Origin of the sequence: Roseateles flavus (genome assembly GCF_039872765.1) — a bacterium.
Lineage (GTDB): Bacteria > Pseudomonadota > Gammaproteobacteria > Burkholderiales > Burkholderiaceae_C > Roseateles_B > Roseateles_B flavus.
The window spans coordinates 295,049-316,292 of the sequence record NZ_JBDPZC010000001.1 but is presented as its reverse complement, the minus strand read 5'-3'; the positions used below and the strand labels follow the sequence as shown (position 1 = coordinate 316,292).

The 21,244-nt window shown below is 71.1% G+C and carries 15 protein-coding genes; 9 read left to right on the top strand and 6 right to left on the bottom strand.

Annotated elements, in window-relative coordinates; all coding sequences use genetic code 11:
• Nucleotides 1-37: 37 nt before the first annotated feature.
• The 4 genes from ABDJ40_RS01400 to ABDJ40_RS01385 all read right to left on the bottom strand — a co-directional run bounded on the left by ABDJ40_RS01400 (nt 38) and on the right by ABDJ40_RS01385 (nt 8,612).
• The gene (locus ABDJ40_RS01400) at nt 38-1,702 is read right to left on the bottom strand and encodes an alkaline phosphatase D family protein (RefSeq protein ID WP_347605115.1); all 1,665 of its coding nucleotides are present in this window, start codon (nt 1,700-1,702) and stop codon (nt 38-40) included.
• Nucleotides 1,699-5,844: an alpha/beta fold hydrolase gene (locus tag ABDJ40_RS01395; protein ID WP_347605112.1), complete on the bottom strand. Its 4,146-nt coding sequence runs from the start codon at nt 5,842-5,844 to the stop codon at nt 1,699-1,701. The genes ABDJ40_RS01400 and ABDJ40_RS01395 overlap by 4 nt, the downstream gene beginning before the upstream one ends.
• The gene (locus ABDJ40_RS01390) at nt 5,822-7,669 is read right to left on the bottom strand and encodes an ATP-binding response regulator (RefSeq protein WP_347605109.1); all 1,848 of its coding nucleotides are present in this window, start codon (nt 7,667-7,669) and stop codon (nt 5,822-5,824) included. The genes ABDJ40_RS01395 and ABDJ40_RS01390 overlap by 23 nt, the downstream gene beginning before the upstream one ends.
• Nucleotides 7,670-8,036: 367 nt before the next feature.
• A complete protein-coding gene (locus ABDJ40_RS01385; RefSeq protein ID WP_347605106.1) occupies nt 8,037-8,612 on the bottom strand; it encodes an HD domain-containing protein in 576 nt (191 codons plus the stop codon).
• 182 nt (nt 8,613-8,794) lie between these two features.
• Here ABDJ40_RS01385 and ABDJ40_RS01380 point away from each other — a divergent pair, with 182 nt between their 5' ends.
• From ABDJ40_RS01380 to ABDJ40_RS01365, 4 genes are all read left to right on the top strand, one after another.
• The gene (locus ABDJ40_RS01380) at nt 8,795-9,340 is read left to right on the top strand and encodes a cytochrome b (protein ID WP_269632234.1); all 546 of its coding nucleotides are present in this window, start codon (nt 8,795-8,797) and stop codon (nt 9,338-9,340) included.
• A 35-nt stretch (nt 9,341-9,375) separates the two neighbouring features.
• Nucleotides 9,376-9,990, top strand: coding sequence for a YceI family protein (locus ABDJ40_RS01375; RefSeq protein ID WP_347605103.1), 615 nt, complete (start codon nt 9,376-9,378; stop codon nt 9,988-9,990).
• Nucleotides 9,991-10,034: 44 nt separating this feature from the next.
• Complete coding sequence (locus ABDJ40_RS01370; protein WP_347605100.1) at nt 10,035-10,604, top strand: YceI family protein; 570 nt, start codon at nt 10,035-10,037, stop codon at nt 10,602-10,604.
• 123 nt (nt 10,605-10,727) lie between these two features.
• Nucleotides 10,728-11,270 (top strand): DUF4124 domain-containing protein, encoded by a 543-nt coding sequence (locus ABDJ40_RS01365; RefSeq protein WP_347605097.1) that lies wholly within the window; start codon nt 10,728-10,730, stop codon nt 11,268-11,270.
• A gap of 11 nt (nt 11,271-11,281) precedes the next feature.
• Here the strand turns inward: ABDJ40_RS01365 and ABDJ40_RS01360 are convergent, their stop codons facing one another.
• The gene (locus tag ABDJ40_RS01360; protein WP_347605094.1) at nt 11,282-13,126 is read right to left on the bottom strand and encodes a methyl-accepting chemotaxis protein; all 1,845 of its coding nucleotides are present in this window, start codon (nt 13,124-13,126) and stop codon (nt 11,282-11,284) included.
• A 282-nt stretch (nt 13,127-13,408) separates the two neighbouring features.
• Here ABDJ40_RS01360 and ABDJ40_RS01355 point away from each other — a divergent pair, with 282 nt between their 5' ends.
• The 3 genes from ABDJ40_RS01355 (at nt 13,409) to ABDJ40_RS01345 (ending at nt 16,264) form a co-directional block, all read left to right on the top strand.
• Nucleotides 13,409-14,938 (top strand): sensor histidine kinase, encoded by a 1,530-nt coding sequence (locus ABDJ40_RS01355; protein WP_347605091.1) that lies wholly within the window; start codon nt 13,409-13,411, stop codon nt 14,936-14,938.
• A complete protein-coding gene (locus ABDJ40_RS01350; RefSeq protein WP_347605088.1) occupies nt 14,935-15,336 on the top strand; it encodes a hypothetical protein in 402 nt (133 codons plus the stop codon). Before ABDJ40_RS01355 ends, ABDJ40_RS01350 begins: the two co-directional genes overlap by 4 nt.
• Nucleotides 15,337-15,409: 73 nt before the next feature.
• Complete coding sequence (locus ABDJ40_RS01345; RefSeq protein WP_347605086.1) at nt 15,410-16,264, top strand: LytR/AlgR family response regulator transcription factor; 855 nt, start codon at nt 15,410-15,412, stop codon at nt 16,262-16,264.
• On the opposite strand, the gene ABDJ40_RS01340 is transcribed toward ABDJ40_RS01345, so the two are convergent.
• Nucleotides 16,265-16,957, bottom strand: coding sequence for a lysoplasmalogenase (locus tag ABDJ40_RS01340; RefSeq protein ID WP_347605083.1), 693 nt, complete (start codon nt 16,955-16,957; stop codon nt 16,265-16,267).
• Nucleotides 16,958-17,220: 263 nt separating this feature from the next.
• On the opposite strand from ABDJ40_RS01340, the gene ABDJ40_RS01335 reads away from it, so the two are divergent.
• Nucleotides 17,221-18,732, top strand: coding sequence for an OmpP1/FadL family transporter (locus tag ABDJ40_RS01335; RefSeq protein ID WP_347605080.1), 1,512 nt, complete (start codon nt 17,221-17,223; stop codon nt 18,730-18,732).
• Nucleotides 18,733-18,820: 88 nt separating this feature from the next.
• Nucleotides 18,821-21,145 (top strand): alkaline phosphatase D family protein, encoded by a 2,325-nt coding sequence (locus tag ABDJ40_RS01330; protein ID WP_347605077.1) that lies wholly within the window; start codon nt 18,821-18,823, stop codon nt 21,143-21,145.
• Nucleotides 21,146-21,244: the final 99 nt, after the last annotated feature.

The following is a 21,244-nucleotide window of genomic DNA, read 5'->3' as shown; positions in this document are numbered from 1 at the left end:
CGGCATACCCCTGGATACGTGGCCGGCGAGCCCGGCCTCACGCCGGATGGCCTGCGCCGCGGGCCTCCCAGACGACCGTGTGCCGGCAGCCCGCCCCGCGCTCGAAGGCCACGCTCACCTGCCCCGCGCGCAGGCTCAGCACGGCAAACCCGTCCCCCGGGTGGTCTGCCCAGGCGGTCACGAGACAGCGCAGGGCCGGCCCCGCGGGGGCCTCGGCATCGGGCATCAGCGCAAAGGAGTCCGGCACCTGGAAGGCCTCCGCCTCCGTCACCGAGAAGGGCCAGGGCGCATGCAGGGCCGAGCTGTGGACGCTCAGCAGGCGGACCCGGGGCCGGTCCTCGCGCAGGCCGCCCTGGCCGTCGTCCACGCCCACCCAGGCGGTGGCGTAGCCGCTGCGGTGCTCGTCGCCGGAGAGGAAGAGCACGTCCTGCGCGCCGTGCCGCCACAGCGCGCGCAGCAGGCCGTGCTGGCTGGCGGGAAAGCCGTCCCAGGCGTCGCTGGCGGCCGCGGCGCCGGGGAACTCGGCCACGCTGCGGCGCCGGGGCAGCAGCAGGGAGCCACTGAGCACCACGCGAGGGCGCTCGTCCGGGCGTTCGTCCTTCTGAGCCAGCCACTGCTGCAGCGCCTGCCACTGCGCATCGCCCATGATGCGGGCGGACATCAGGCGCGACTGCGGCCGGGGCTGGCGCTCCAGGCGGGCATCGGCAATGAAGAAGCGCACGCCGCGCCAGTCGAAGCGGTGCCAGAAGTGCGCATGCAGGCCCTCGCGCTCGCCCGGCTCCCAGCGCGCCGCCCAGGCGGCGGCGCGGGCTGGCGCCGCCCAGCGGCCGTCGTCCACCTGGCCGTCGGCGCGCAGCACCGGGCCCCAGTTGTCCTCGATCTCGTGGTCGTCCGGCGCATGGACGATGCGCTGCAGCGTGGGCGGCAGGTGGCGCACGAGGCCGGCCTTGAAGTGCTGGTAGGCGCGGGTGTAGCGCTCGACCGAGTTGTGGGCGTCGGCCAGGCCGCCGCTGGCGTCGGCGTAGATCTCGTCGCCCGCGATCAGCAGCAGCGAGCAGGCTCGGCCCTCGGGCGTGTGGCGCGTGAAGTCCACCATCCGGGCCAGGGCGGCATCCACGGGACCGGCGCGGCGCGGGTCACGCTCGGCGCCCTGGCGCGCATCCAGCAGGCCCGGCGGGTACTGGCAGGCGGCGAGGATGAAGCTCAGCCCCTCCTCGCGGGGCGCCGCCTCCTCGGGCTCGGGCCGGGGCACGAAGGCGTGGCGCAGCTCCAGCGCATCCATGGCCAGCGCCGCCTGCAGCGCGGCTTCCAGCTCCTCGTCGGGCGAGCTGCTGCGCCGGGCGGCTTCGACCCACTGGCCGCGCAGGTCCGCGTAAAGCAGCAGACACAGCAGGCCGGTGCCGGGCTCGGCGGGCACCTCGTCCAGCGGCAGGCGGCAGCGCAGGGCTTCGCCAGGATGACGCTGCCCGGCCAGTTCGAAGTCGCGCAGCCGCACCTGCTCGCGCAAGGGGCGCGCAGGCTGCAGCGGCTCATAGCCCGCGGGCGTCTCGCGCACCGGCAGCCAGGCCCACTGGCGCGGCCAGCCCAGCTCAGGGCGCAGGGCCGTCAGGAGGGCCAGCGCCTCGCCCTCCTGGCGGCGCTCCACGCGGTGCAGGGGCGGCCAGGCGCAGCGCGGCTCGACGGGTGGCAAGGGCTTGTTCATGGCATCTCCCGGCGCAGGAACTCGATGACATGGCGGAAGACCGCCTGCTCGATGTCATGTCCGATCAGGCAGTCCTGGTGGCCATGGCCCACGATGAGCCGGAACTCGTGCCGCCCCGGCGCGCCCTGGGCATAGAGATCGTGCAGCAGCTCGCCGCTCTCCGGCTCGCACAGGCCGTTGAGCTCGCCATGCAGGGACAGCACGGGGAACTTCGCCAGCTGCGCGAAGGCCTTGCGCAGGTCGTCCAGGTAGAGGCTGGCGCCGCGCCAGTCGGTCAGCTCGCGGCTGCGCGAGAAGTGGATGGCCTGGGCGACGGTGTCCATGTTGAGAGGGCCGAAGTGGTCGTCGATGAAGTCGAAGACCGGCGGCGCGACGTTGGCGATGGCGAAGTCCCGCCCGTAGAGCAGGTCCATGCGATGGCGGGTGCGGGTCCAGGGCGTGCGGCGCAGGCTGGGAAAGGGCGGGTTCTCGAGGTCGAACTCCTCGTCCGGGTAGGGCAGGCTGGCCAGCAGGCGATCGACGAGCTCGTCCATCAGGCCCGGCTGCTCGGGGCGGAAGCTGAAGTCCTGCAGGGGCAGGTAGGGCCGCAGGTGCTGCATCAGCAGGGCCCGGGCGGCATTGGTGGGCGAGAACACCATGCGCGGCGTGACCTGCGAGATCACCAGCCGGCGAATCCAGCCCTCCTCCATCAAGGCCCGGCGCAGCGGGAAGAAATGCTCCTCGGGCTGGCGCTGCGGCTGCAGCAGGGCCATGTGCAGCATCACCGAGCCCATGCAGTGGGCCAGCACGTCGATGGGCACGGCGCCGGTGGCGCGGCGCACGGCGTCCATGGCCACGGGGATGTCGTTGAGCGCGCACTCCTCGAAGGTCCAGGGCAGGCGGGCCGTGGGCATGCCGGCGCTGGTTCGCAGGTCCAGGATCCACACGTCCCAGCCGGCCTCGTGCATCAGCCTTGCGGGGCCGGGCTGCACCGAGTGATGGGCGAAGGTGGTGCCGCTGGCGCTGTAGCCATGGATCATCAGCAGGGGCCGGCCGCCCTCGCGGCGGTAGCGCGTGAGGCGGATCATCACCGGCCCGCTGGCCTCGTGCGCATGACGGGCCGGGCCGCGCGAGAGGCCGGCATCCTCGCAGCGGCCCACTGCGATCTCCTGGATCTCGGGCAGGGGCAGGCCGGGCACGGCGCCTGGCAGGCGATGGATCTCGCGCGGCGGCGCGGCGTCAGGCTTGCGGAAGGTCCAGGCATGCACGCCCATCAGCAGCCGGCTCATGTAGGCCAGCAGGCTGCCGACGTCGCGCAGCGCGCTGCTGAGGTCCTCGGCCTGCACCAGGCGCAGCAGGGGCTGGCGCTGACGGGCCAGCTCGTCGAGGTCCAGCGCGAGGACGGCGGGGCCGGACCCGTCGACGGCACGAAACGGACCCTGCTCCAGCCGGGCCTGCGTCAGCTGCTGCCAAGGATTGCCGCGCCGGGTGTATCGCAGGTGTTTCTGCAGCACGACGCGCTGGCCCAGCAGGGGACGGGCCCAGTCCGGAGCGTCTGGCAGGGTGGCGGGGATGCGCAGTTCGTAGCGCATCAGCCGCTCCTGCCCACCGTGGCTGGCCAGGGCCAGGGCATTGGCCCAGCGCTCGCACAGCGCGGCCCAGGCGCTCCGGGGGCGCGCCCGGGGCGCTGCCCCTTGCGCCAGGCGCTCCTGCAGGGCCTGCACCGTGTCACGCCAGCCGCGGTTGCGCCACCAGGCCCAAATGCCGCGCCACAGGCGCTGCCGCGCGTGGCTGGGCGCGCGGTGGAAGACACGCAGGCTGACCTGCTCCAGCGGCGCGATCCAGCGCGCCGCCGCATCCGGATGCTCGGCATGCTTCCAGAGCTTGTGGCCCGCGTCGGGTCCCTGCGCGCTGACGGCCATGCGCTGCCCGGGCCGCAGCGGATCGCGCCGGGTATCGAAGAGCCGCAGCCGGCAGGCCTGCGTGCCGTGCAGCACGCGGTCGGGGCCGGGCTCGACCAGGCGCTGCACCGTCGTCGGCTCGAACTCGAAGCTCAGCTCCAGCTGCTTGGTCTCGCCCCCTTGCGCGCCAGGCACCCGCACCAGGCCAACCAGCTGCTCGCGCAGCTCCACCAGGGTGGGCCGCTGCGGCGGCGGCGGGCCGCGGCGGTCGCGGTAGATCGGGCGGTGCAGCCAGAAGGGGTCCTGCGAGGCCGTCTCCGCGCCGGCCTGCAGGCCCCAGCGGCGGCACAGCTCCGGCAGCGCGCGCAGCACCAGCGCAGTGATGCTCAGCGCCGGGTTGATGCCCAGTGCCCCCGGCACGATGGCGCCGTCCAGCACCGCCAGGCCTGGGTAGACGCGATCGGGCGGCCCCAGCGTTTCCGCGCCCACGGACGGACGCAAGACCTGACCCCACTCGTTCACCACGCCGTCCTCGATGCGGTCCGCCATCGCGCAGCCGCCCAGCGGATGCACCGTCAGCAGCGGGCCCTTGCGGTCGTCGATGAGAAAGCCCATGGCCTCGGGCAGGATCTCCCACAGCGGGTTGGCCAGCAGGCGCTGCCCGCGCGCGGCCAGGTGCTGGCGCAACCAGCGGTGGCGGGACAGCACCTGAGGGTCGCTCCCCAGGCCAGGCCAGCGGATCTGCAGGCTGCCCGGATCGGCGTCCTCACCGGCCCGGCCCGGCTGCAGGCTCATGCGGCCCTGCGCGGCGTCCATGCCGATGAGGGCCACGGGCAGGGTGCGGGCGCTGGCGGCCCGGGTGATGGCGTAGGGATCGGGGAAGTCGAAGCCGGCGCCATGCTCGCTGCGGTCGGGGCGGGACAGCCCGTCCAGGGTCTCGCCCAGGGCAAAGAGCTGCTCGAAAGCCCAGCGCATGGGGCCGGGAATGGCCAGGTCCTGCAGCACGCAGCCCAGCAGCGGTGCCTGGCCGGCGCCGGGAGGCGGGCGCTCGGGATCGGGATCGCGCAGCTGGCGGGCGTCCAGCATGGCGGTGATGGTGGGGCCGGCCTGGCGCGTGGCGGGGTCCTGGGACTCGTCGGCCAGGGCGTCGAGCGCCGGCGTGTCGCGCACGGCGGCCAGCAGGTCGCCGTTGGCGCTGACGCCCTCGCCCAGGCGGTCCGACAGCGTCAGGCCCTGGCGCCGCGATCGCAGCAGGATCTCGGTGGAGCCCAGGCTGCCCGCGGCCAGCACCACGCGGCGGGCGCGCAGCAAAAAAGGCCGGGCCTCCTGGCGTGCCTGGTTCTCGTCGGTGGGCAGCACGGCCAGCTGCCAGGCGGCGGCCTCGCCGGTGCGCGGGTCCAGGCCCTCGGGCCGCAGGTGCAGCACGGTAGCGCCCGTCAGCATCTCCACGCCGCGGCGACGCGCCAGCCACAGCAGATTGGTGTCCAGCGACTCCTTGGCCCCGTGGTTGCAGCCCGTGGCGCAGTCGCCGCAGGCCATGCAGCGGTCCAGGGGCAGGCCCGCCGCGGAGCGCGGATCCGCCCGCAAGGCCACGGTGAGGGGCACCTCGCGGGCAGGCAGCCCGGGCGCGGACAGGCTGCGCAGGTAGTCTGCGCGGCGCGGCGCATGCGGGGTGAGTGCGGCAATGGTGTTGGGCTCGCCCCGGTGGCCCTGCGGTGCGGCGGGCTCGGCGCCCAGCAGCTGTGCGGCCCTGGCGTACCAGGGGGCCATGCCGTCAGGATCGCGGCGCAGACGGTCCGGCCAACGCGGGCCGCGGAAGACGTCCGCCTCGGCCTCCAGCATCACGCCGGCATTGATCAGCGAACCGCCGCCCAGGCCGTTGGCCAGCACCACGCAGAGCTCCGGTCCCAGGCGGAAGTCGAAGAGCGCCTCGCGGTAGCCCTTCACCTGGCCACGCCGACCTTCGTCCGACATCGAGACGCGCACATGCCCCGGCAGCTCGGCCATGCGGGCCGGGAAGCGGCCGGGCAGGTATTCCAGGCCGCGCTCCAGCAGGAGGATCTTCGGCGGCGTGCCCTGCGCGTCGGCGCAGCGGGACAGCTGCTCGGCCGCCGCGGCCGCGCCATAGCCGCTGCCGACGATGATGACGTCGGCATCGAGGACGCCGGCCTCCTCGCGGGGATGGGCCAGCAGCCAGTCGCTCAGCGGGCGGGAGAGCCAGTGATGGCGGCGCCTGTCCTCATGCCGGGGTTCCTCGTACATCTTCAGCCTCCCTGGCCGACCGTGGAACGTGCGAGACGCCGGTCAGCACCCGCTGCATGGCGGTCATGAGCTGGTCGGCGCGAACGGGCTTGTGCAGGAGTTCCAGGCCGGCGGCCTGCGCATCGCGCAGGCGCTGCGGCGCCGTGTCTCCGCTGATCAGGAGGGCCGGAAGGGCCGGGACCAGGTTGCGCAGCGAGCGCACGGCGGAGAGCCCGTCGTCGCTGCCGCGCAGGCGGTAGTCGATCAGCAGCAGGTCCGGCGCCTGCTGCATGCACAGCAGCACGGCCTCGCGGGTGGTGCCGGCGCAGCGCGCCTGACAGCCCAGCTCGGCCAGCAGGGTGCACATGGCCTGGCGCACCAGCTCCTCGTCGTCCACCACCAGCACTTTGAGGCCGCGCAGGGAGCGGGCGTCGCCGGTCTCGTCGAGCTGGCTGTCCGGCCCCTGCTCGGCGGCCTCGATGCCCAGGGTGAAGCAAGACCCGACCCCCGGCGTGGACTCCAGCTGCAGATGCAGGTCCAGCAGGTCCACCAGGCGGCTGACGATGGAGAGCCCAAGGCCCAGGCCCTTGGCGCGGTCGCGCTCCTTGTTGCCGATCTGGTAGAACTCGTCGAAGACCTTCTGCTGTTCCTCCTCGGCAATGCCGCAGCCGGTGTCACGCACCGAGACCTGCCACAGCTCGCCGCGGCGTTCGGCCACGATGCTGATCTGGCCTGCCTGCGTGTACTTGATCGCGTTGTCGATCAGGTTGCGCACCACGCGCTCCAGCAGCAGGGCGTCGGTCTCCACGTAGGCGTTCATGGGGCAGATCAGGGTCAGCTCCAGGCGCTTGCGTTGGGCGCTGGGCAGGAACTCCTGCTGCAAGCGGCCCAGCCAGTGGCCCAGGTTGAAGACCTTGGGGTGCACGGGCACGACCTCGGCGTCGAGCTTGGAGATGTCCAGCAGCGCGTCCATCTGGCCCGAGAGCGCGTCGATGGCGAGATTCATGTTGCGCACCACGCCCAGGCTGTCCTCGTCCAGGCGGCGGCGCAGCAGGGCGGAGCCGAACAGGGTCAGCGTATGCATCGGCTGGCGCAGGTCGTGGCTGGCCGAGGCGAGGAAGCGGGTCTTGGCCTGCATGGCCTGCTCGGTCTGCTTGAGCGCGGCACGCAGCTGCTGGTTGCTCTTGACCTGCTGCTGGCGGATCAGCACGGAATCACAGAAGACGCGGTAGTTGTCCCGCGCCAGATTGCGCAGCATGAAGCCGAACAGCAGGATCAGGCCGCCCATCACCGCGTCCTGCCAGACCGTGGCATGCGCGCCGGCCCCGCCGGTCAGCCAGGCCAGGCCGTTGGCCAGGGTCACGGGCCCGGAGAAGGCCATGAACACGGGCAGGTAGCCCGCGGTGCTGGCCACGGCGCCGGCGCACAGGCCCAGCAGCAGGATGGTCTGCACCATGCGTTCGTAGTCGCTGATGGCGGCCGAGAAGACCAGCACCATCGAGAACACCAGCCCGTTGAGCAGGCTCAGCATCACGGCCCAGCGCATGCGTTGCGAGACAGGGTAGTGATCCAGCTGAGGCAGCCGACCCAGCACATGACGCCGCAGCAGCAGGGTGCCCAGCACGGCCAGCATCCACAGCACCGGCCAGGCAGAGCGGGTCGGCAATGCGGCCATCAGGGCCATGAAGAAGGCACTGAGCCCGACGGGATAGGGCATGCGCCGGCTCTGCTGGGCCAGCAGGCGCAGGAGTTCGACGCTGATGAGGAGCTGGGCTTCGTCGCGCGTCTCGTGGGGCGGCGCGGCGCGCCAGCCCGTCCAGATCGCCAGGCGTTCCTTGAGACTCATGGGGCGCAATCCCCCAGGGGGCTGCGGGCCTCGCGGTCCAACGCTGCGCAGCCACCCCTCAGCGGTACTGCCAACAAGCGCAGGGACAGGGAACGGAAGGACATGGAGCGGACCTGGGCACACAAGGCGCTGACCAAAGTGCGCTGACTATACCGCCGGGTACGCTGCCCGAACTCGAATGGGGACTCTCGCCCGGGGCGCCACAAATGACTATGCCGACCACCGCCACCCCAATGGGCTTTGGTGAGTCGGCATAGCACTCCTCCCCTCGATCAACACGCTGAGGTCCAGGCAGCGCGTGATCCGGGATGCAGTATCTGGGGCACCGGCGCGCGGACCTATCCCCCTCAAGTGGGAAGCGGGGATTTCAAGCGATTGCAAGACGGGGCGGCGTGCGCATCTCGCGCATGAGATCGCTCAGGAGGTCGAGGTAGTAGGCGAGGGGCGGCGTGCGCTTGCCGGGCTGGCGGGCGAGGTCGTCCCAGCGCCGCAGCTGCAGGGCCTCGCGGGCATAGGGCTGCGCCAGGAAGAGCAGCCGCTCCTCGGCATTCATGCGGCCGCCCTGGTGCTCCAGGCTCAGGCGCGAGGACAGGCTGAGGCCGGCCTCGTAGCCCGCCTCGGTCGACACCAGATAGCGCTTGGCCTGCACATGCAGGCGGATGGGCTCCAGCACGCCGGGGCCGAAGCCCTGGGCCAGCAGGGGCAGGGCCGCGGTCTCGTGGGACTCGATGCGCAGCGGCGCCTGGGCCTCGGCGTCGATCAGCTGGCCCAGGTCATGCAGCAAGGAGGCGGCCACCAGCTCGTGGTCGGCATGGGCCCACTCCGCCAGCTGCGCGCACTGCAGGGCATGGGCCAGCACCGGCACGGCCTGCGGGGCCTCGCTCTCGTAGGTGGCGCGCCCACGGCGCAGGAACAGGGCCTCGATGCGGTCGATCAGGTCCATGGGGCTCTCCAGAGGAAGACGGCAGGAGCCCGCCAGTCTGCGGGCCCCGCGTGACAGGCCCATGACCTCCGGCAGGGTGAGCCCGTCCTCCGTTCAAATCCACTGAACCTTGACCTCAAGCAAGCTGAAACCGCCCGCGGCGGCCGGCCGCGACACTCACGTCCATTCACCGAGGAATCGCCATGAACCTGCCCACCCGGACGCCCCGCTACACCGCCACCGCCATGGCCCTGCACTGGCTGCTGGCCGTCGCCATCGTGGGCGCTTTCGGCATGGGCCTGTACATGTCGGACCTGCCGCTGTCGCCCACCCGGTTGAAGCTCTTCAACTGGCACAAGTGGGCGGGCGTGACCATCCTGGCGCTGTCCGCCCTGCGCCTGCTGTGGCGCCTGGGCCACCGCCCGCCGGCCGACCTGCCGATGCCCGCCTGGCAGGCCCGCGCCGCGCATGCGGTGCACTTCCTGCTGTACCTGGCCTTCTTCGCCGTGCCGCTGAGCGGCTGGGCCTACAGCTCGGCGGCCGGTTTCCCCATCGTGTGGTTTGGCGTGCTGCCGCTGCCGGACTTCGTGCCGGTGGACAAGCCCCTCGCCCACCAGTTGAAGGAGCTGCACGAGCTGCTGGCCTGGGGCCTGGCCCTGCTGGTCCTCGCCCATGTGGCTGCCGCCCTCAAGCACCACCTGATCGACAAGGACGGCCTGCTGCTGCGCATGATGCCGGCCCGTCGCTGAAGCCCGTGAACCCATTGCCCGTGGAGCCCCTCCGAATGAAGACCACCGTCACCGCCGCCCTGCTGCTGAGCCTGGGCCTGATCACCGCCCCGGTCCTGGCCCAGAAGGCCAAGCCGGCTCCTGCCGCCCCCGCTGCGGCCCCGGCCGCCGCTCCCGCCCTGGTCGCCGCGCAGAGCGAGCTGAGCTTTGTCAGCAAGCAGATGGGCGTGCCGGTGGACGGCAAGTTCAAGCGCTTTGAAGCCCAGCTGGGCTTTGACCCGAAGAAGGCCGAGGCCGGCAAGGTGCAGTTCAGCATCGACCTCTCCAGCGTCACCCTGGGCGACCCCATGCTGGACGCCGAGCTGGCCAAGCCGGCCTGGTTCGACAGCAAGAAGCTGGGCCAGGCCGTCTTCACCAGCAGCGCCATCAAGCCCCTGGGCGGCAACCGCTTCGAGGTGGCCGGCAAGCTGAGCATGAAGGGCCTGCAGAAGGACCTCAGCGTGCCCGTCGCCCTCGTGCAGGACAAGGGCCTGACCACCGCCAGCGGCAGCTTCGTGCTCAAGCGCCTGGACTTCAAGATCGGCGACGGCGAGTGGAGCGACACCTCCATGGTCGCCAACGAAGTCACCGTCAAGCTCAAGCTCGTGTTCTCCGGCGTGGCCCCCCTCTGAGCCGCGCCTCTCATCCCCTCCCCCTCCCAACCCACAGGAACCCCATGAAGAAGACCCTGATCGCCTCCGCCCTGCTGGCCGCCTGCGTGCTTGCCCAGGCCGAGACCGCCAAGTACCAGATCGAGCCGACCCACACCTTCGTGACCTACGAGATCCAGCACTTCGGCACCTCGACCAACCGCGGCCGCTTCGACAAGAAGGAAGGCACCGTGGAGATCGACCGCGCCGCCAAGACCGGCAAGGTGCAGATCAGCTTCGACATCGCCTCGGTCAACACCGGCGTGGACGGCATGAACAAGCACCTGCAGGGCGATGACTTCTTCAACAGCGCCAAGTGGCCCCAGGCCAAGTTCGTGGGTGACAAGTTCAGCTTCGACGGCGACAAGGTCACCGCGGTCAGCGGCCAGCTGACGCTCAAGGACAAGACCGCCCCCGTCACCCTGACGGCCAAGCACTTCAACTGCTACCAGAGCCCCATGCTCAAGCGCGAGGTCTGCGGCGGCGACTTCGAGACCACCATCGACCGCACCCAGTGGGGCATCGACTACGGCCTGGCCTGGGGCTTCCCCAAGGAGGTCAAGCTGATCATCCAGGTCGAGGCCGTGCGCCAGTAAGCGGCCGCATCGGGCCCCGGCACCGTCCCGGCGCCCGGACGATGGCACAAGGCCCGCCTCGGCGGGCCTTTTTCTTGCGCGACTTTGGCATACTGCCCGCCGCAACCCTCGAGCGGCGCACCCATGGACGACCTGACCCTCACGACGACCCGAACCCCCGGCAACGGCCCCCTGAAATGGCTGCTGATCGCCAGCCTTGGCCTGGCTGCGCCCGCCTGGTCCCAGGTCTACAAGTGCCAGCGCAAGGGCCAGACCACCTACCAGTCCACCCCCTGCGACGAGGGCAAGGCGGACCAGGTGTCCATCTCGGCCGGCCCCACCGACGAGGAGGTGGCGGAGGCCCGCCAGCGCGTGGCCCGGGAAAAGGCGCGCATCGACGCCCTGCCCAAGGACCGCGCAGCCGCTGAAACACCGGGCGCGGGCGGCACCGCCCTCGGCAGCCGCCCGACCGAACGCCGCACGGAGGGCAGCAGCGGCAACGGCAACTCCAGCCTCTGCGACAGCATGGCCAAGCAATATGGCGAAGCCTGGGGCAACTACAACAACGCCGTCCGCCAGGGGCGTGCGTCGGGCAGCCGCATCTACGACGCCCAGGCCGAATCCGCCATGCGACGGATCCGCGACACGCAGCAACTGGCCATGCGCCAGGGCTGCAAGCTCGAGTAGGACCGCCGCCTTCAGGCCAGCCTGAACTGCGCGATCTGCCCGGCCAGGGTGCCGGCCTGCTCGCGCAGGGCCGCCGCGGCCGCGCGCGACTGGTCCACCAGCGCGGCGTTCTGCTGGGTGAGCTGATCCACGTTCTGCACGGCCAGCGTCAGCTCGGCGATGTCACGCCGCTGGTGCGAGGACTTGCCCTCGATCTGCGTCACGACGCCGCAGACGTCGCGCGCGCTGGCCAGCATCTGCTGCATCATGCCGCCGGCCCCACGCGCCAGCTCGGCGCCGCTGCTCATGCGCTCGACGGAACTGCGGGTCAGCTGCTGGATCTCCGCCGCCGCGCCCGAGCAGCGCTGGGCCAGGGCCCGCACCTCCGCGGCCACGACCGAGAAGCCCCGCCCCTGCTCGCCCGCCCGGGCCGCCTCGACCGCCGCATTCAAGGCCAGCAGATTGGTCTGGAAGGCAATGCCACCGATCAGCTCGCTGATGCTGCCGATCTGGCCCGAGGCCTGGTGCAGGGCCTGCATGTTGAGGATCACCTCCTGCACGGCCACATCGCCCCGGACCGCCACGGCGCTGGCGGCCCGCGCCACCTCGGAGGCCTGCTCGGCCAGCCCGGCGGTGCCGCTGACGGCCGCGGACAGCGTTTCCATCGAGGCGCTGGTCTGCTGCAGGCGGGACGAGGCCTGCTCGGTGCGCTCGCCCAGGTCCTCGTTGCCCTGCGCGATCTCGCCCGCGGCCTCCTGGATGCGCGCCGCCACCTGGCCCATGCCCTGCACCATGCCCTGCAGGCGCTGGCGCATGGCCTCGACGGCGGCCAGCAGCCGGGCCAGCTCCAGCGGCCGGTCCTGCGGCACCTGCACGGAGAGGTCGCCCTGGGCAATGCGCCGGGCCACATGGACGGCCTCGCCCAGGCCCTGCAGCACGCTGCGCAAGGTCCAGGCCATCAGGGCCACCGCGGCGCCCAGCAGCAGCAGGGTCAGGCCGAGCTGCTGCCAGCGCGCCTCACGCCGCTGCGCCTCCTGGCGCTGCAGCGTGGCCTGCACCTGGGCCAGCAGCTGCTGGCTCAGCGAGAGCTGCTGGCCGCGCGCGGCCTCCAGCTGGCTCACCAGCTGATCCAGGGGGAAGGACGGATCGGCGGCAGCCTGCTGCAGCGTGGCCAGCAGGGTCTGGCGCTGCTGGCTCAAGGCCTGAGCCAGCGCGCTGCCCTGGGGCAGGCGCAGCAGCAGGGCCTCCATGGCCTCGCCGTGCACGGCGTAGCGGGTCTGGGCCGCCGCCATGGCGGCCACGTCGTCGACCAGGGCGGCGCGGCTGAGATCGCGCAGCTGACTCAGGGCCTCGACGGCGCGCGGCGCCTCCTGCAGGGCAGCCAGGCTGCCGAAATGCACGGCCGGGTCGGCCTCCCGCCACAGGCCGGACTGCAGGTGCAGCCGGTCCACCTCGCGCTGCAGAGCCTGAAGCCAGTGATCGAAGGCCTGCAGCCGGGCCTGGGGCGTGGTCGCGCTGGCGGCGGGGCCCTGCGCGCCCCAGTCCTGCGCCAGGGCGGCCGCCGCGGGCGCGAGCTCGCCCAGGCCCGGCGCGGCGGCCAGCTCCGTCTGCTGGCGCTGCAGAGCCTGGCGCAGCGGCGCGTCGGAGGCCGCAGCCGTGCCGGCGTCCGGCATCAGGGCGGCCTGGCGCTGCTGCTGGGCCAGCTCCATGACGGTCCACCAGCCCTTGTTCAACCGCAGCGCCAGAGACTGCCGCTCGGCCCGCTCCAGCGCCTCCCCCGCCTCGCGCCCACCCTGCACCAGCGGCAGGGTGCCCATGGCCAGACACAGCAGGGCCGCCAACAGCAACCGGCTCCTCAGGCTTTGCCAGTATTTCATCTCGTTCATCCCATCCGAAGAGAACCGCTCTCCTGGCGGTCCGTGCCGGCACGGTAGGCAGGGGCTGTGATGGCTCGATGACGGCGCCACGCCCGGGGCTGCCCGGCGTGACCTGTGTCACGAAGTGGGCGGGCCCCCTGGGTGGAGGCCGGCGCGGGGCTGCCGCGCCCATCCGGACGGGGTGCAGATGGGGCCCTGGTCCGTGCAGCCTGTCGCCTGCGCCTGGGGCGCCCGGTGCGGCTTGCGTACAGTCCGTCTCAACAGCAAAAGCAGGTCCATTCCATGAACGCCCACCCCTCCCCCACCTGGTATGAGCATTGGCAGCGCTTCGCCCGGGCCAGCGTGCGTGGCTTCCACGTCTATGCCAGCTGGCTGGTGAGCATCAGCTGGCGGCGCTTCATCCTGCTGTCCATCCTGCTGATCATCGGCGCCAACATCCTCAGCAACATGCCGCCCTTCACCTGGCGCATCACCGAGCAGTACGAGGGTGCGCCGCCCGTCAAGAGCGTGACCAAGCCCAAGCCGGTGCCCAAGGCGCCGCCCAGGATCACGCACAAGGACGAGGAATCGCTGGAGGAGTCCGCCCGCAAGATCGCCGAGAAGCTCGGCAAGGGCGAGGACGGCGTGCACCTGGACGTGGCGATCGACAAGCACGGCATCCGCATCGAGCAGCGCCCCAAGCCGGCGGCCAGCGCCAGCGCCCCGGCCTCGGCCGACAAGGCGGTGGAGGAAGGCGTGCACATCAACCTGCCCAATCTGGTGGTGCGGGTGCCCGTGGACAAGGCGGACAAGTCAGACAAGGCCGGCAAGCCCGCCAAGGTCGAGGTGAGCGAGGACGAGCTGCGCAGCCAGCTGGAGGAGGCGCTGAAGCAGTCCCAGGAGTCCGCCCGGCAGCAGCTGGAGGAAGCCCGGGCCGCCCGCGACGAGGCCGAGGACGCCCGCCGCCAGGTCCAGGAGGAGCTGGACAAGGTGGTCGCCGAGCTGGAGAAGACCCAGGAGGAGGCGAGCACCGGCTGGCACTCCCGCGTGCGGGTCATCCACTGGGGCGAGTTCCTGATCGACTTCTCCATCCTCTTCGTGCTGGCCTCGGCCCTGGTCAAGGCGACCTACAAGGGCCGCATCCAGGCCGAGGTGAAGGCGGCGCAGGCCACCGAGACGGCCGAGGCCGAGTCGCTCAAGCGCCAGGTCGTCGAGGCCCGCATGGCCGCCATGCAGGCACAGGTGGAGCCGCACTTCCTCTTCAATACCCTGGCCTCCATTGATCACTTGATCGAGACCGACCCGCCGCGCGCCTCCCAGATGCAGCGCAACCTGATCGCCCTGCTGCGCGCCTCCATGCCCACCATGCGCGAGGCCAATGCCGCCGGCGTGCGTGACCTGGGCCGCGAGCTGGCGGTGATCCGGCCCTACCTGGAGATCCTCAAGGTGCGCATGGAGGACCGGCTGCAGACCGAGATCGACGTGCCCGACGGGCTGCTCTCCGCCGAGTTCCCGCCCATGATGATCCAGAGCCTGGTCGAGAACGCCATCAAGCACGGCCTGGAACCCAAGGCCGAGGGCGGCAGCCTCAAGGTGCGCGCCGAGGTGCTGCACGGCAAGCTGGCCATCACGGTGGCCGACACCGGCCTAGGCTTCGGCCGCGCCGCCACCGCCGGCACCGGCGTGGGCCTGGCCAACATCCGCGAACGACTCTCCCTGCTGTATGGCGGCCGCGCCAGCGTGACCATCGCCGCCAACCAGCCCTCCGGCACCGTGGTGACCATCACCGTGCCCTACCGCAGCCGCACCGACGAACAAGGAGCTTCCGCATGAGAACCCTCTTCAAGGCCTTCTTCATCCTCGCCCTGGGCGTGGTGCTGCTGAGCATCCTCGGCGGATTCAGCCTGGCGCACCATGTCTTCTCCGAGCCCGGTGTCCACATCGTCGTCAACGGTGACGAATGGACCGACCCGGACCTCGGCGACTTCATCGGCGCCCTGATCGGCCTGGGCGTTGGCGGGCTGGTGTGCTTCATCGTGCTGCCCCTGGTGCTGCTCTTCGCCGTGGGCCTGCCCCTGCTGATCGTGGGCGGCGTGGTGGGCCTGCTGGTGCTGGTGTTCTGCGGCGTGGGCGCCGTGGTGTTCTCGCCGGCCTTCCTGGTGATCCTGGTGCTGTGGCTGCTGCTGCGTCGCCCCAAGGCCCGGGCGGCCGCACCGGCGCCCCGTCCCTGAGCGCGCCATCCGGGGCGGTCTCCGGGTCAACCTGTAGCCCCGCCCGCCACCTGACGCCTTTAGCATCCCGCCCATGAACGACACCACCCAAGACAGCGCCGACGGCCGCATCCGCGCCGTGCTGGCCGACGACGAACGCCTGATGCGGGAGCAGCTGCGCAGCCGGCTGATGGAGGTCTGGCCCGAGCTGGACATCGTGGCCGAGGCCAAGAACGGCCTGGAAGCCGTGGAGCTGTGTCGCGAGCACCGCCCGGACCTGGTCTTCCTGGACATCCGCATGCCGGGCCTGACCGGCGTGGATGCCGCCCGCCAGATCGTGCAGCTCCCGGACGACGACAGCTGGCTGGTGCCCGAGATCGTCTTCATCACCGCCTATGACCAGTACGCCGTCGAGGCCTTCGAGCAGGGCGTGGCGGACTACGTGCTCAAGCCCGCCGAGCGCGAGCGCCTGGCCATCACCGTGGCGCGGGTCAAGAAGCGCCTGGCCCAGCGCAGCGAGGCCGAGGCCGGCGAGGCGCCCACGGCCGCCCTGCCGACCGGCCAGCCCATGCAGCAGCTGCTGCACAAGCTCTCGGCCCAGCTGAATCCCGGCGGGGCGCCCAAGTACCTGCAGTGGATCCAGGCCACCGTGGGTCAGAGCATCCAGATGATCCCGGTCGAGGACGTGCTCTTCTTCATCTCCGACGAGAAGTACACCCGCGTCCAGACCGCCGGCATCGAGGCGCTGATCCGCAAGCCCATCAAGGAGCTGGTGGACGAGCTGGACCCGCAGCTGTTCTGGCAGATCCACCGCTCCACGCTGGTCAATGTGAAGGCCATCGCCGGCATCAGCCGGGACTTCCGCGGCCGCCAGCTGGTGGCCGTCAAGGGTCTCACCGAGAAGCTCGAGGTGAGCCGCAGCTACACCCACCTCTTCAAGGGCATGTGATCAGCCCCCCGCCTCGTCCGGCGCCAGCGCCGGGCGCAGGCTGGCCACGAAGCAGCACTGCGCCAGCCAGTAGGTGCTGAGGATCAGCAGCGTGGCGTGAGGCAGCTGGCCGGCAAAGGCGAACTTGTTGATCGCGATCATCGCGTCCGAGAACAGGAACAGCGTGCCGCCCCAGGCCGCGCGCCGCGCCAGGGCCTCGTCCGGCCCGCCCATGCTGCTGCGCCACCAGGCCCAGGCCTGGGAGGCCATGCTGGCCAGGCAGCCCACATAGACCAGCACGGGGATCCGCAGATCGCCCGGAATGCCCGGCCACAGCCGGTGCAGCACCGCGCCCGCCACCAGGGCGTAGAGCGCGAAAGGCCACCAGGGCCGGCCGAAGCGCGAGCGCTGGCAGTAGCCCACGATGTAGCAGAGATGGGCGATCAGGAAGCTCACCAGGCCCGGCAGGAAGCCGGCCTCGGGCCACAGCAGGGCCACGTCGCCCCCCAGGGAGAACAGCAGGCCCCAGCGCAGCCAGCGGGCCGCCCGGGCGCTGTCTGCCCCCCGGGGCCAGGCCCACAGCAGGATGAGGATGGTGGTGAGCGGCTTGGCCGCGAAGCCCAGTTCCGGGCTCAGGCCCAGACCGCCCAGCGAGGCGATGGCGATGCAGGCGGACACCAGGATGAGCAGAGGCAGCAGGAAGGGAGATCGCATGGCCGGCATTCTGGCCGCGGCCCGTGCCGTGCGGCGCCGGGGTTAGCCCGCAAGGCGCCGGTGAGGATCGAGGACGCCCGGAGCCCCAGCACATTGTCGTTCTGGAGACAAGTCTCTAATCCATCGCGATTCGTCGGCGGCGAACGACAGCCCCGGCATTTTCCCTCGCCCCCTTGCAACAAAGCCTTCGCAGAATCGGTCTCCCATGTGATCCCGGACAGCGACGCGTCGCTCTCCGTCACCACGACAAAGAGGAGACCTCCATGCACCGCATCCTGCAGGCTGGCGCGCGCGCGCACGCCGACCGCCCCCAACGCTCCGCCCCCCGCCTGCGCCTGCTGGCGCTTGCCGGCCTGGCCCTGTGCGCCGGCCAGGCCCTGGCCTCGGGCTACCGCTTCGGCACCCAGAGCGCGGCCGCCGAAGGCACGGCCAACTCCAACGGCGCGGAAGCCGTCGACGCCAGCACGATCTTCACCAACCCCGCCGGCCTGACCCGCCTGGGCAAGGGCTGGCATGTCAGCGGCGTGCTGGACTACGTGGACCCCAAGGTGAAGTTCACCGATGCCGGCTCCTACATCAGCCTGCCGGGCTCGGGCTTCCAGCCCAAGGCCACCTCGGTGGCCGGCGACGTGGTCGAGCCCACCAAGGCCACCTTCGTGCCGCACCTCTACGGCGCCTACAAGGCCTCCGACGATCTGGCCTACGGCCTGGGCATCTTCGTGCCCTCCGGCGCCAAGCTGGACTACCGCCCGGACTGGGGTGGCCGCTACAACGTCAACTTCGTGGAGCTGAAGTCTCTGGCCTTCAACCCCAATGTGGCCTGGAAGCCGGCCAAGCAGCTCTCGGTGTCCGCCGGCCTGACGCTGGAGTACATGCACGGTGACATCAAGCGCGCCGTGCCCTATGGCAACGCCTATGCCGCCGGCCTGCTGGCCGCGGCTCAGCAGGCGGCCGCGGCGGGCGCCTCCGGCATCGCCGTGCAGCTGCAGCAGCAGGCCGCCCAGGTCTATGCCAATCCCATGTTCGACGGCGGCGTGCACGTCAAGGGACAGGACTGGGGACTGGGCATGAACCTGGCCCTGCTGTGGGAGCTGGACGAGCAGACCCGCGTGGGCGTGGCCTGGCGCTCGGGCATCCGGCACAAGCTCAAGGGCAGCGCCGACTGGACCCAGCCGGCCACCCTGCCCGCCAACGTGCTGGCCGCCGCCACCGGCGCGCCCTATGACGGCAAGGGCAAGCTGGACCACAACGACTCCGGCGCCAGCCTGGAGGTGAAGACGCCGGACTCCGTGTCCTTCCACATCTTCCACCAGCTCAACAAGCGCTGGGCCCTGATGGCCGACACCACCTGGCACCGCCAGTCGACGCTGGAGGAGCTGCGCATCAAGTTCGACAGCACCACGCCGCCGTCCATCACGCCCGAGCACTGGAAGAACGTCTGGCGCGCCTCCGTCGGCGCCCAGTACCAGTTCAACGACAAGCTGACCCTGCGTGCCGGCGCCGCACGCGACAAGTCGCCCGTGCAGGGCCAGTACCGCGGAGCCGCCCTGCCGGATTCCGACCGCGACTGGCTGGCCTTCGGCATGAACTGGAAGTTCAGCGCCCAGACCAGCGTCGACCTGGCCCTGGGCTATGTGAAGCTGAAGGACGCCCCCATGTCCATCACCGACGACGGCGAAGGCGAGAAGCCCTGCAACTGCAGCAATGCGACCGTGCGTGGCAACTACCAGAGCAAGGCCACCACGCTGGGCCTGCAGCTGAACCACAGCTTCTGAACGCGCCTCGATACCGTCCCCTACCCGGACAAGACCTGACCCCGCGGGAGCCCCAGTGCTCCCGCCCTCATCCTGATTGGAGTCCCTCATGGACCGTCGCAATTTCCTGCGCCGTTCGGTCGTGCAGACCGGCGCCCTGATCACCGCTTCCTCCGCCCTGGGCGGCCTCGCCGGCTGCATGGGCGGCGGTGACAACGGCAGCACCGTGCTGCCCCTGCCCGAGACCTTCCCCGGCAGCAGCACCCCGCTGCCCGAGACCGCATCCGCCAGCGGCGCCTACAAGTTCCCGCAGAGCGTGGCCTCGGGCGATCCGCGCAGCGATGGCGTGCTGCTGTGGGCCCGCGTGGTGCCGGCCGGCGCCGATGACATCACGCCCGCCAGCGTCGACGCCAATTTCAAGGTCCGCCTGCGCATCACCGCCGCCGACAACAGCGCCCTGCTGGGCAGCAACACCGCCCTGGCCGGCAGCTTCGATGCCGACCTGGAAGTGCCCGTCTACGCCTTCTACGACAACACCCTGCGCCACCGCATCAGCGGCCTGAAGGCGGCGACCACCTACTTCTACCAGTTCCAGGCCGGCGACAGCCGCTCCAAGGTGGGCCGCTTCAAGACTGCCCCCGCGACCGACGCCGACATCGACAGCCTCAAGTTCGCCTTCACCACCTGCCAGGACTGGAGCGTGAACCACTGGGCCGGCATGGTCGAGCTGGCCAAGGAACCGGTGGACTTCGTCGTGCATCTGGGCGACTACATCTACGAAGCCGTGGGTGCGGACTACCAGGCCGGCGGCGTCGAGCCTGCCCACACCGCCCTGCTGCTGCCCAATGGCAGCGACCTGCCCGGCAAGGGCAAGTACGCCACCACCCTGGCTGACTACCGCTACCTCTACAAGCGCTACCGCAGCGACCCGCGCCTGCAGGCCGTGCACGAGCGCTTCGCCTTCGTGCCCATCTGGGACGACCACGAGTTCTCCGACGACTGCTGGCAGGACCGCGAGACCTACGACAACGGCACGTTCAATGCCGCCACCTCGGTGGGCGACAACACCGCCCAGACCTCGCGCCGCCGCTCGGCAAGCCAGGCCTGGTTCGAGTTCATGCCGGCCGACGTCAGCTTCACGCTGGACCCGGGCTACGGCATCAGCAACATCCGCATCTACCGCGAGCTGAAGTTCGGCAAGCTGATGCACCTGGTGATGACGGACCAGCGCCTCTACCGCGCCGACCACCTCATCCCCGAGGCCGCCCCCAACCCACTGACCGGCCAGGCCATCGGCTCCATCGGCGCCCGCTACATGGTGCCGGAGACCACGCTCAACGCCGTCGAGGCCGCCAAGCTGGCCGCCGGCAAGCAGCTGCCCGACCCGCTGGGTCTGGTGAGCGTGCTGGGCGCCGCCCAGCGCCAGTGGTTCCTGCAGACCCTCACGGCGTCGACCGCCCAGTGGAAGATCTGGGGCAACGAGACCTCGCTGCTGAAGATGAGCGTGGACGGCGCCGCCCTGCCTACCGCCCCCGCGGCCTTCAAGCAGCGCTTCATCCTCAACGCCGACCAGTGGGACGGCTACAACGCCGAACGCCAGGCGCTGATGAAGCACATCGTGGACAACAAGATCAGCAACGTGGTGGCCGTCACCGGTGACATCCACGCCTTCTACGCCGGCCAGGTGATGGTCGACTACAAGGCCGCGACGCCCGTGCCCGCCATGGTGGACCTGGTCACCGCCGGCATGTCCTCCAACAGCTTCTTCAGCTACTTCCTGGGCGCCGCCAGCCAGCCGGGCTTCAGCGACCTCAAGCCCCTGGTGGCCACCAGCGAGGCCGAGGCCGAAGGCATCGCGATCAAGATGCTGTCGGCAGGCATCGCGCAGGCCGCGGGCGTGACCGACCTCAGCAACACGGCCGCCGTCCAGGCAGCGGTGATGGGGGCGATCCAGGCCGGCATGATCCCGGCCGCCGCGGTGCAGCCTACGCCGGGCCTGTCCACGGCCATCATCAACACCTTCGACGAGACCCTCACGGGTGGCATGGGCGGCGTGATCGCCGGCACCATCGCCATGCTGGCCGCGACCGGCCGCTCGGCAGCAGCGATGACGCTCTACGGCCTGATCCAGCAGAAGCTGGCCGCGGCGCTGGGCATCCCGCCTGCGTCCGTGCCTTCCAGCGAGATCGTCAAGCGCCTGAACCCGCTGGCCAACGCCACGACCGGCGCCGCCCCCGCGCTCAACAACCCCTGGATCAAGCATGCGGACACGGATGCCCAGGGCTATGCGGTGGTGAGCCTGTCCAAGACCGAGCTGGTCTGCCAGTTCAAGAAGGTCAAGCGCCTGAGCGGCGGCGCCGCGCCCACCGACGCCATCGCCAGCGTCAAGACCGTGCGCGTGCCCAGCGGCAGCGCCACGCTGACGGTGAGCTGAGTCCCCGCGACCCGCTCATGCAAGGGGCTGCCTTCGGGCAGCCCTTTTTCATGGCGGCGCGGGTGCGCAAGCGCCGCAAGGCAAGACCTGACCCCGCCA

What these genes read in the sequence shown, in the direction of transcription:
- ABDJ40_RS01355 (WP_347605091.1), top strand. Translation starts at nt 13,409, where the DNA reads ATGAACGCCCACCCCTCCCCCACCTGGTATGAGCATTGGCAGCGCTTC.
- ABDJ40_RS01395 (WP_347605112.1), bottom strand. Translation starts at nt 5,844, where the DNA reads ATGTACGAGGAACCCCGGCATGAGGACAGGCGCCGCCATCACTGGCTC.
- ABDJ40_RS01350 (WP_347605088.1), top strand. Translation starts at nt 14,935, where the DNA reads ATGAGAACCCTCTTCAAGGCCTTCTTCATCCTCGCCCTGGGCGTGGTG.
- ABDJ40_RS01340 (WP_347605083.1), bottom strand. Translation starts at nt 16,957, where the DNA reads ATGCGATCTCCCTTCCTGCTGCCTCTGCTCATCCTGGTGTCCGCCTGC.
- ABDJ40_RS01335 (WP_347605080.1), top strand. Translation starts at nt 17,221, where the DNA reads ATGCACCGCATCCTGCAGGCTGGCGCGCGCGCGCACGCCGACCGCCCC.
- ABDJ40_RS01365 (WP_347605097.1), top strand. Translation starts at nt 10,728, where the DNA reads ATGGACGACCTGACCCTCACGACGACCCGAACCCCCGGCAACGGCCCC.
- ABDJ40_RS01390 (WP_347605109.1), bottom strand. Translation starts at nt 7,669, where the DNA reads ATGAGTCTCAAGGAACGCCTGGCGATCTGGACGGGCTGGCGCGCCGCG.
- ABDJ40_RS01330 (WP_347605077.1), top strand. Translation starts at nt 18,821, where the DNA reads ATGGACCGTCGCAATTTCCTGCGCCGTTCGGTCGTGCAGACCGGCGCC.
- ABDJ40_RS01400 (WP_347605115.1), bottom strand. Translation starts at nt 1,702, where the DNA reads ATGAACAAGCCCTTGCCACCCGTCGAGCCGCGCTGCGCCTGGCCGCCC.
- ABDJ40_RS01370 (WP_347605100.1), top strand. Translation starts at nt 10,035, where the DNA reads ATGAAGAAGACCCTGATCGCCTCCGCCCTGCTGGCCGCCTGCGTGCTT.
- ABDJ40_RS01375 (WP_347605103.1), top strand. Translation starts at nt 9,376, where the DNA reads ATGAAGACCACCGTCACCGCCGCCCTGCTGCTGAGCCTGGGCCTGATC.
- ABDJ40_RS01360 (WP_347605094.1), bottom strand. Translation starts at nt 13,126, where the DNA reads ATGAAATACTGGCAAAGCCTGAGGAGCCGGTTGCTGTTGGCGGCCCTG.
- ABDJ40_RS01385 (WP_347605106.1), bottom strand. Translation starts at nt 8,612, where the DNA reads ATGGACCTGATCGACCGCATCGAGGCCCTGTTCCTGCGCCGTGGGCGC.
- ABDJ40_RS01380 (WP_269632234.1), top strand. Translation starts at nt 8,795, where the DNA reads ATGAACCTGCCCACCCGGACGCCCCGCTACACCGCCACCGCCATGGCC.
- ABDJ40_RS01345 (WP_347605086.1), top strand. Translation starts at nt 15,410, where the DNA reads ATGAACGACACCACCCAAGACAGCGCCGACGGCCGCATCCGCGCCGTG.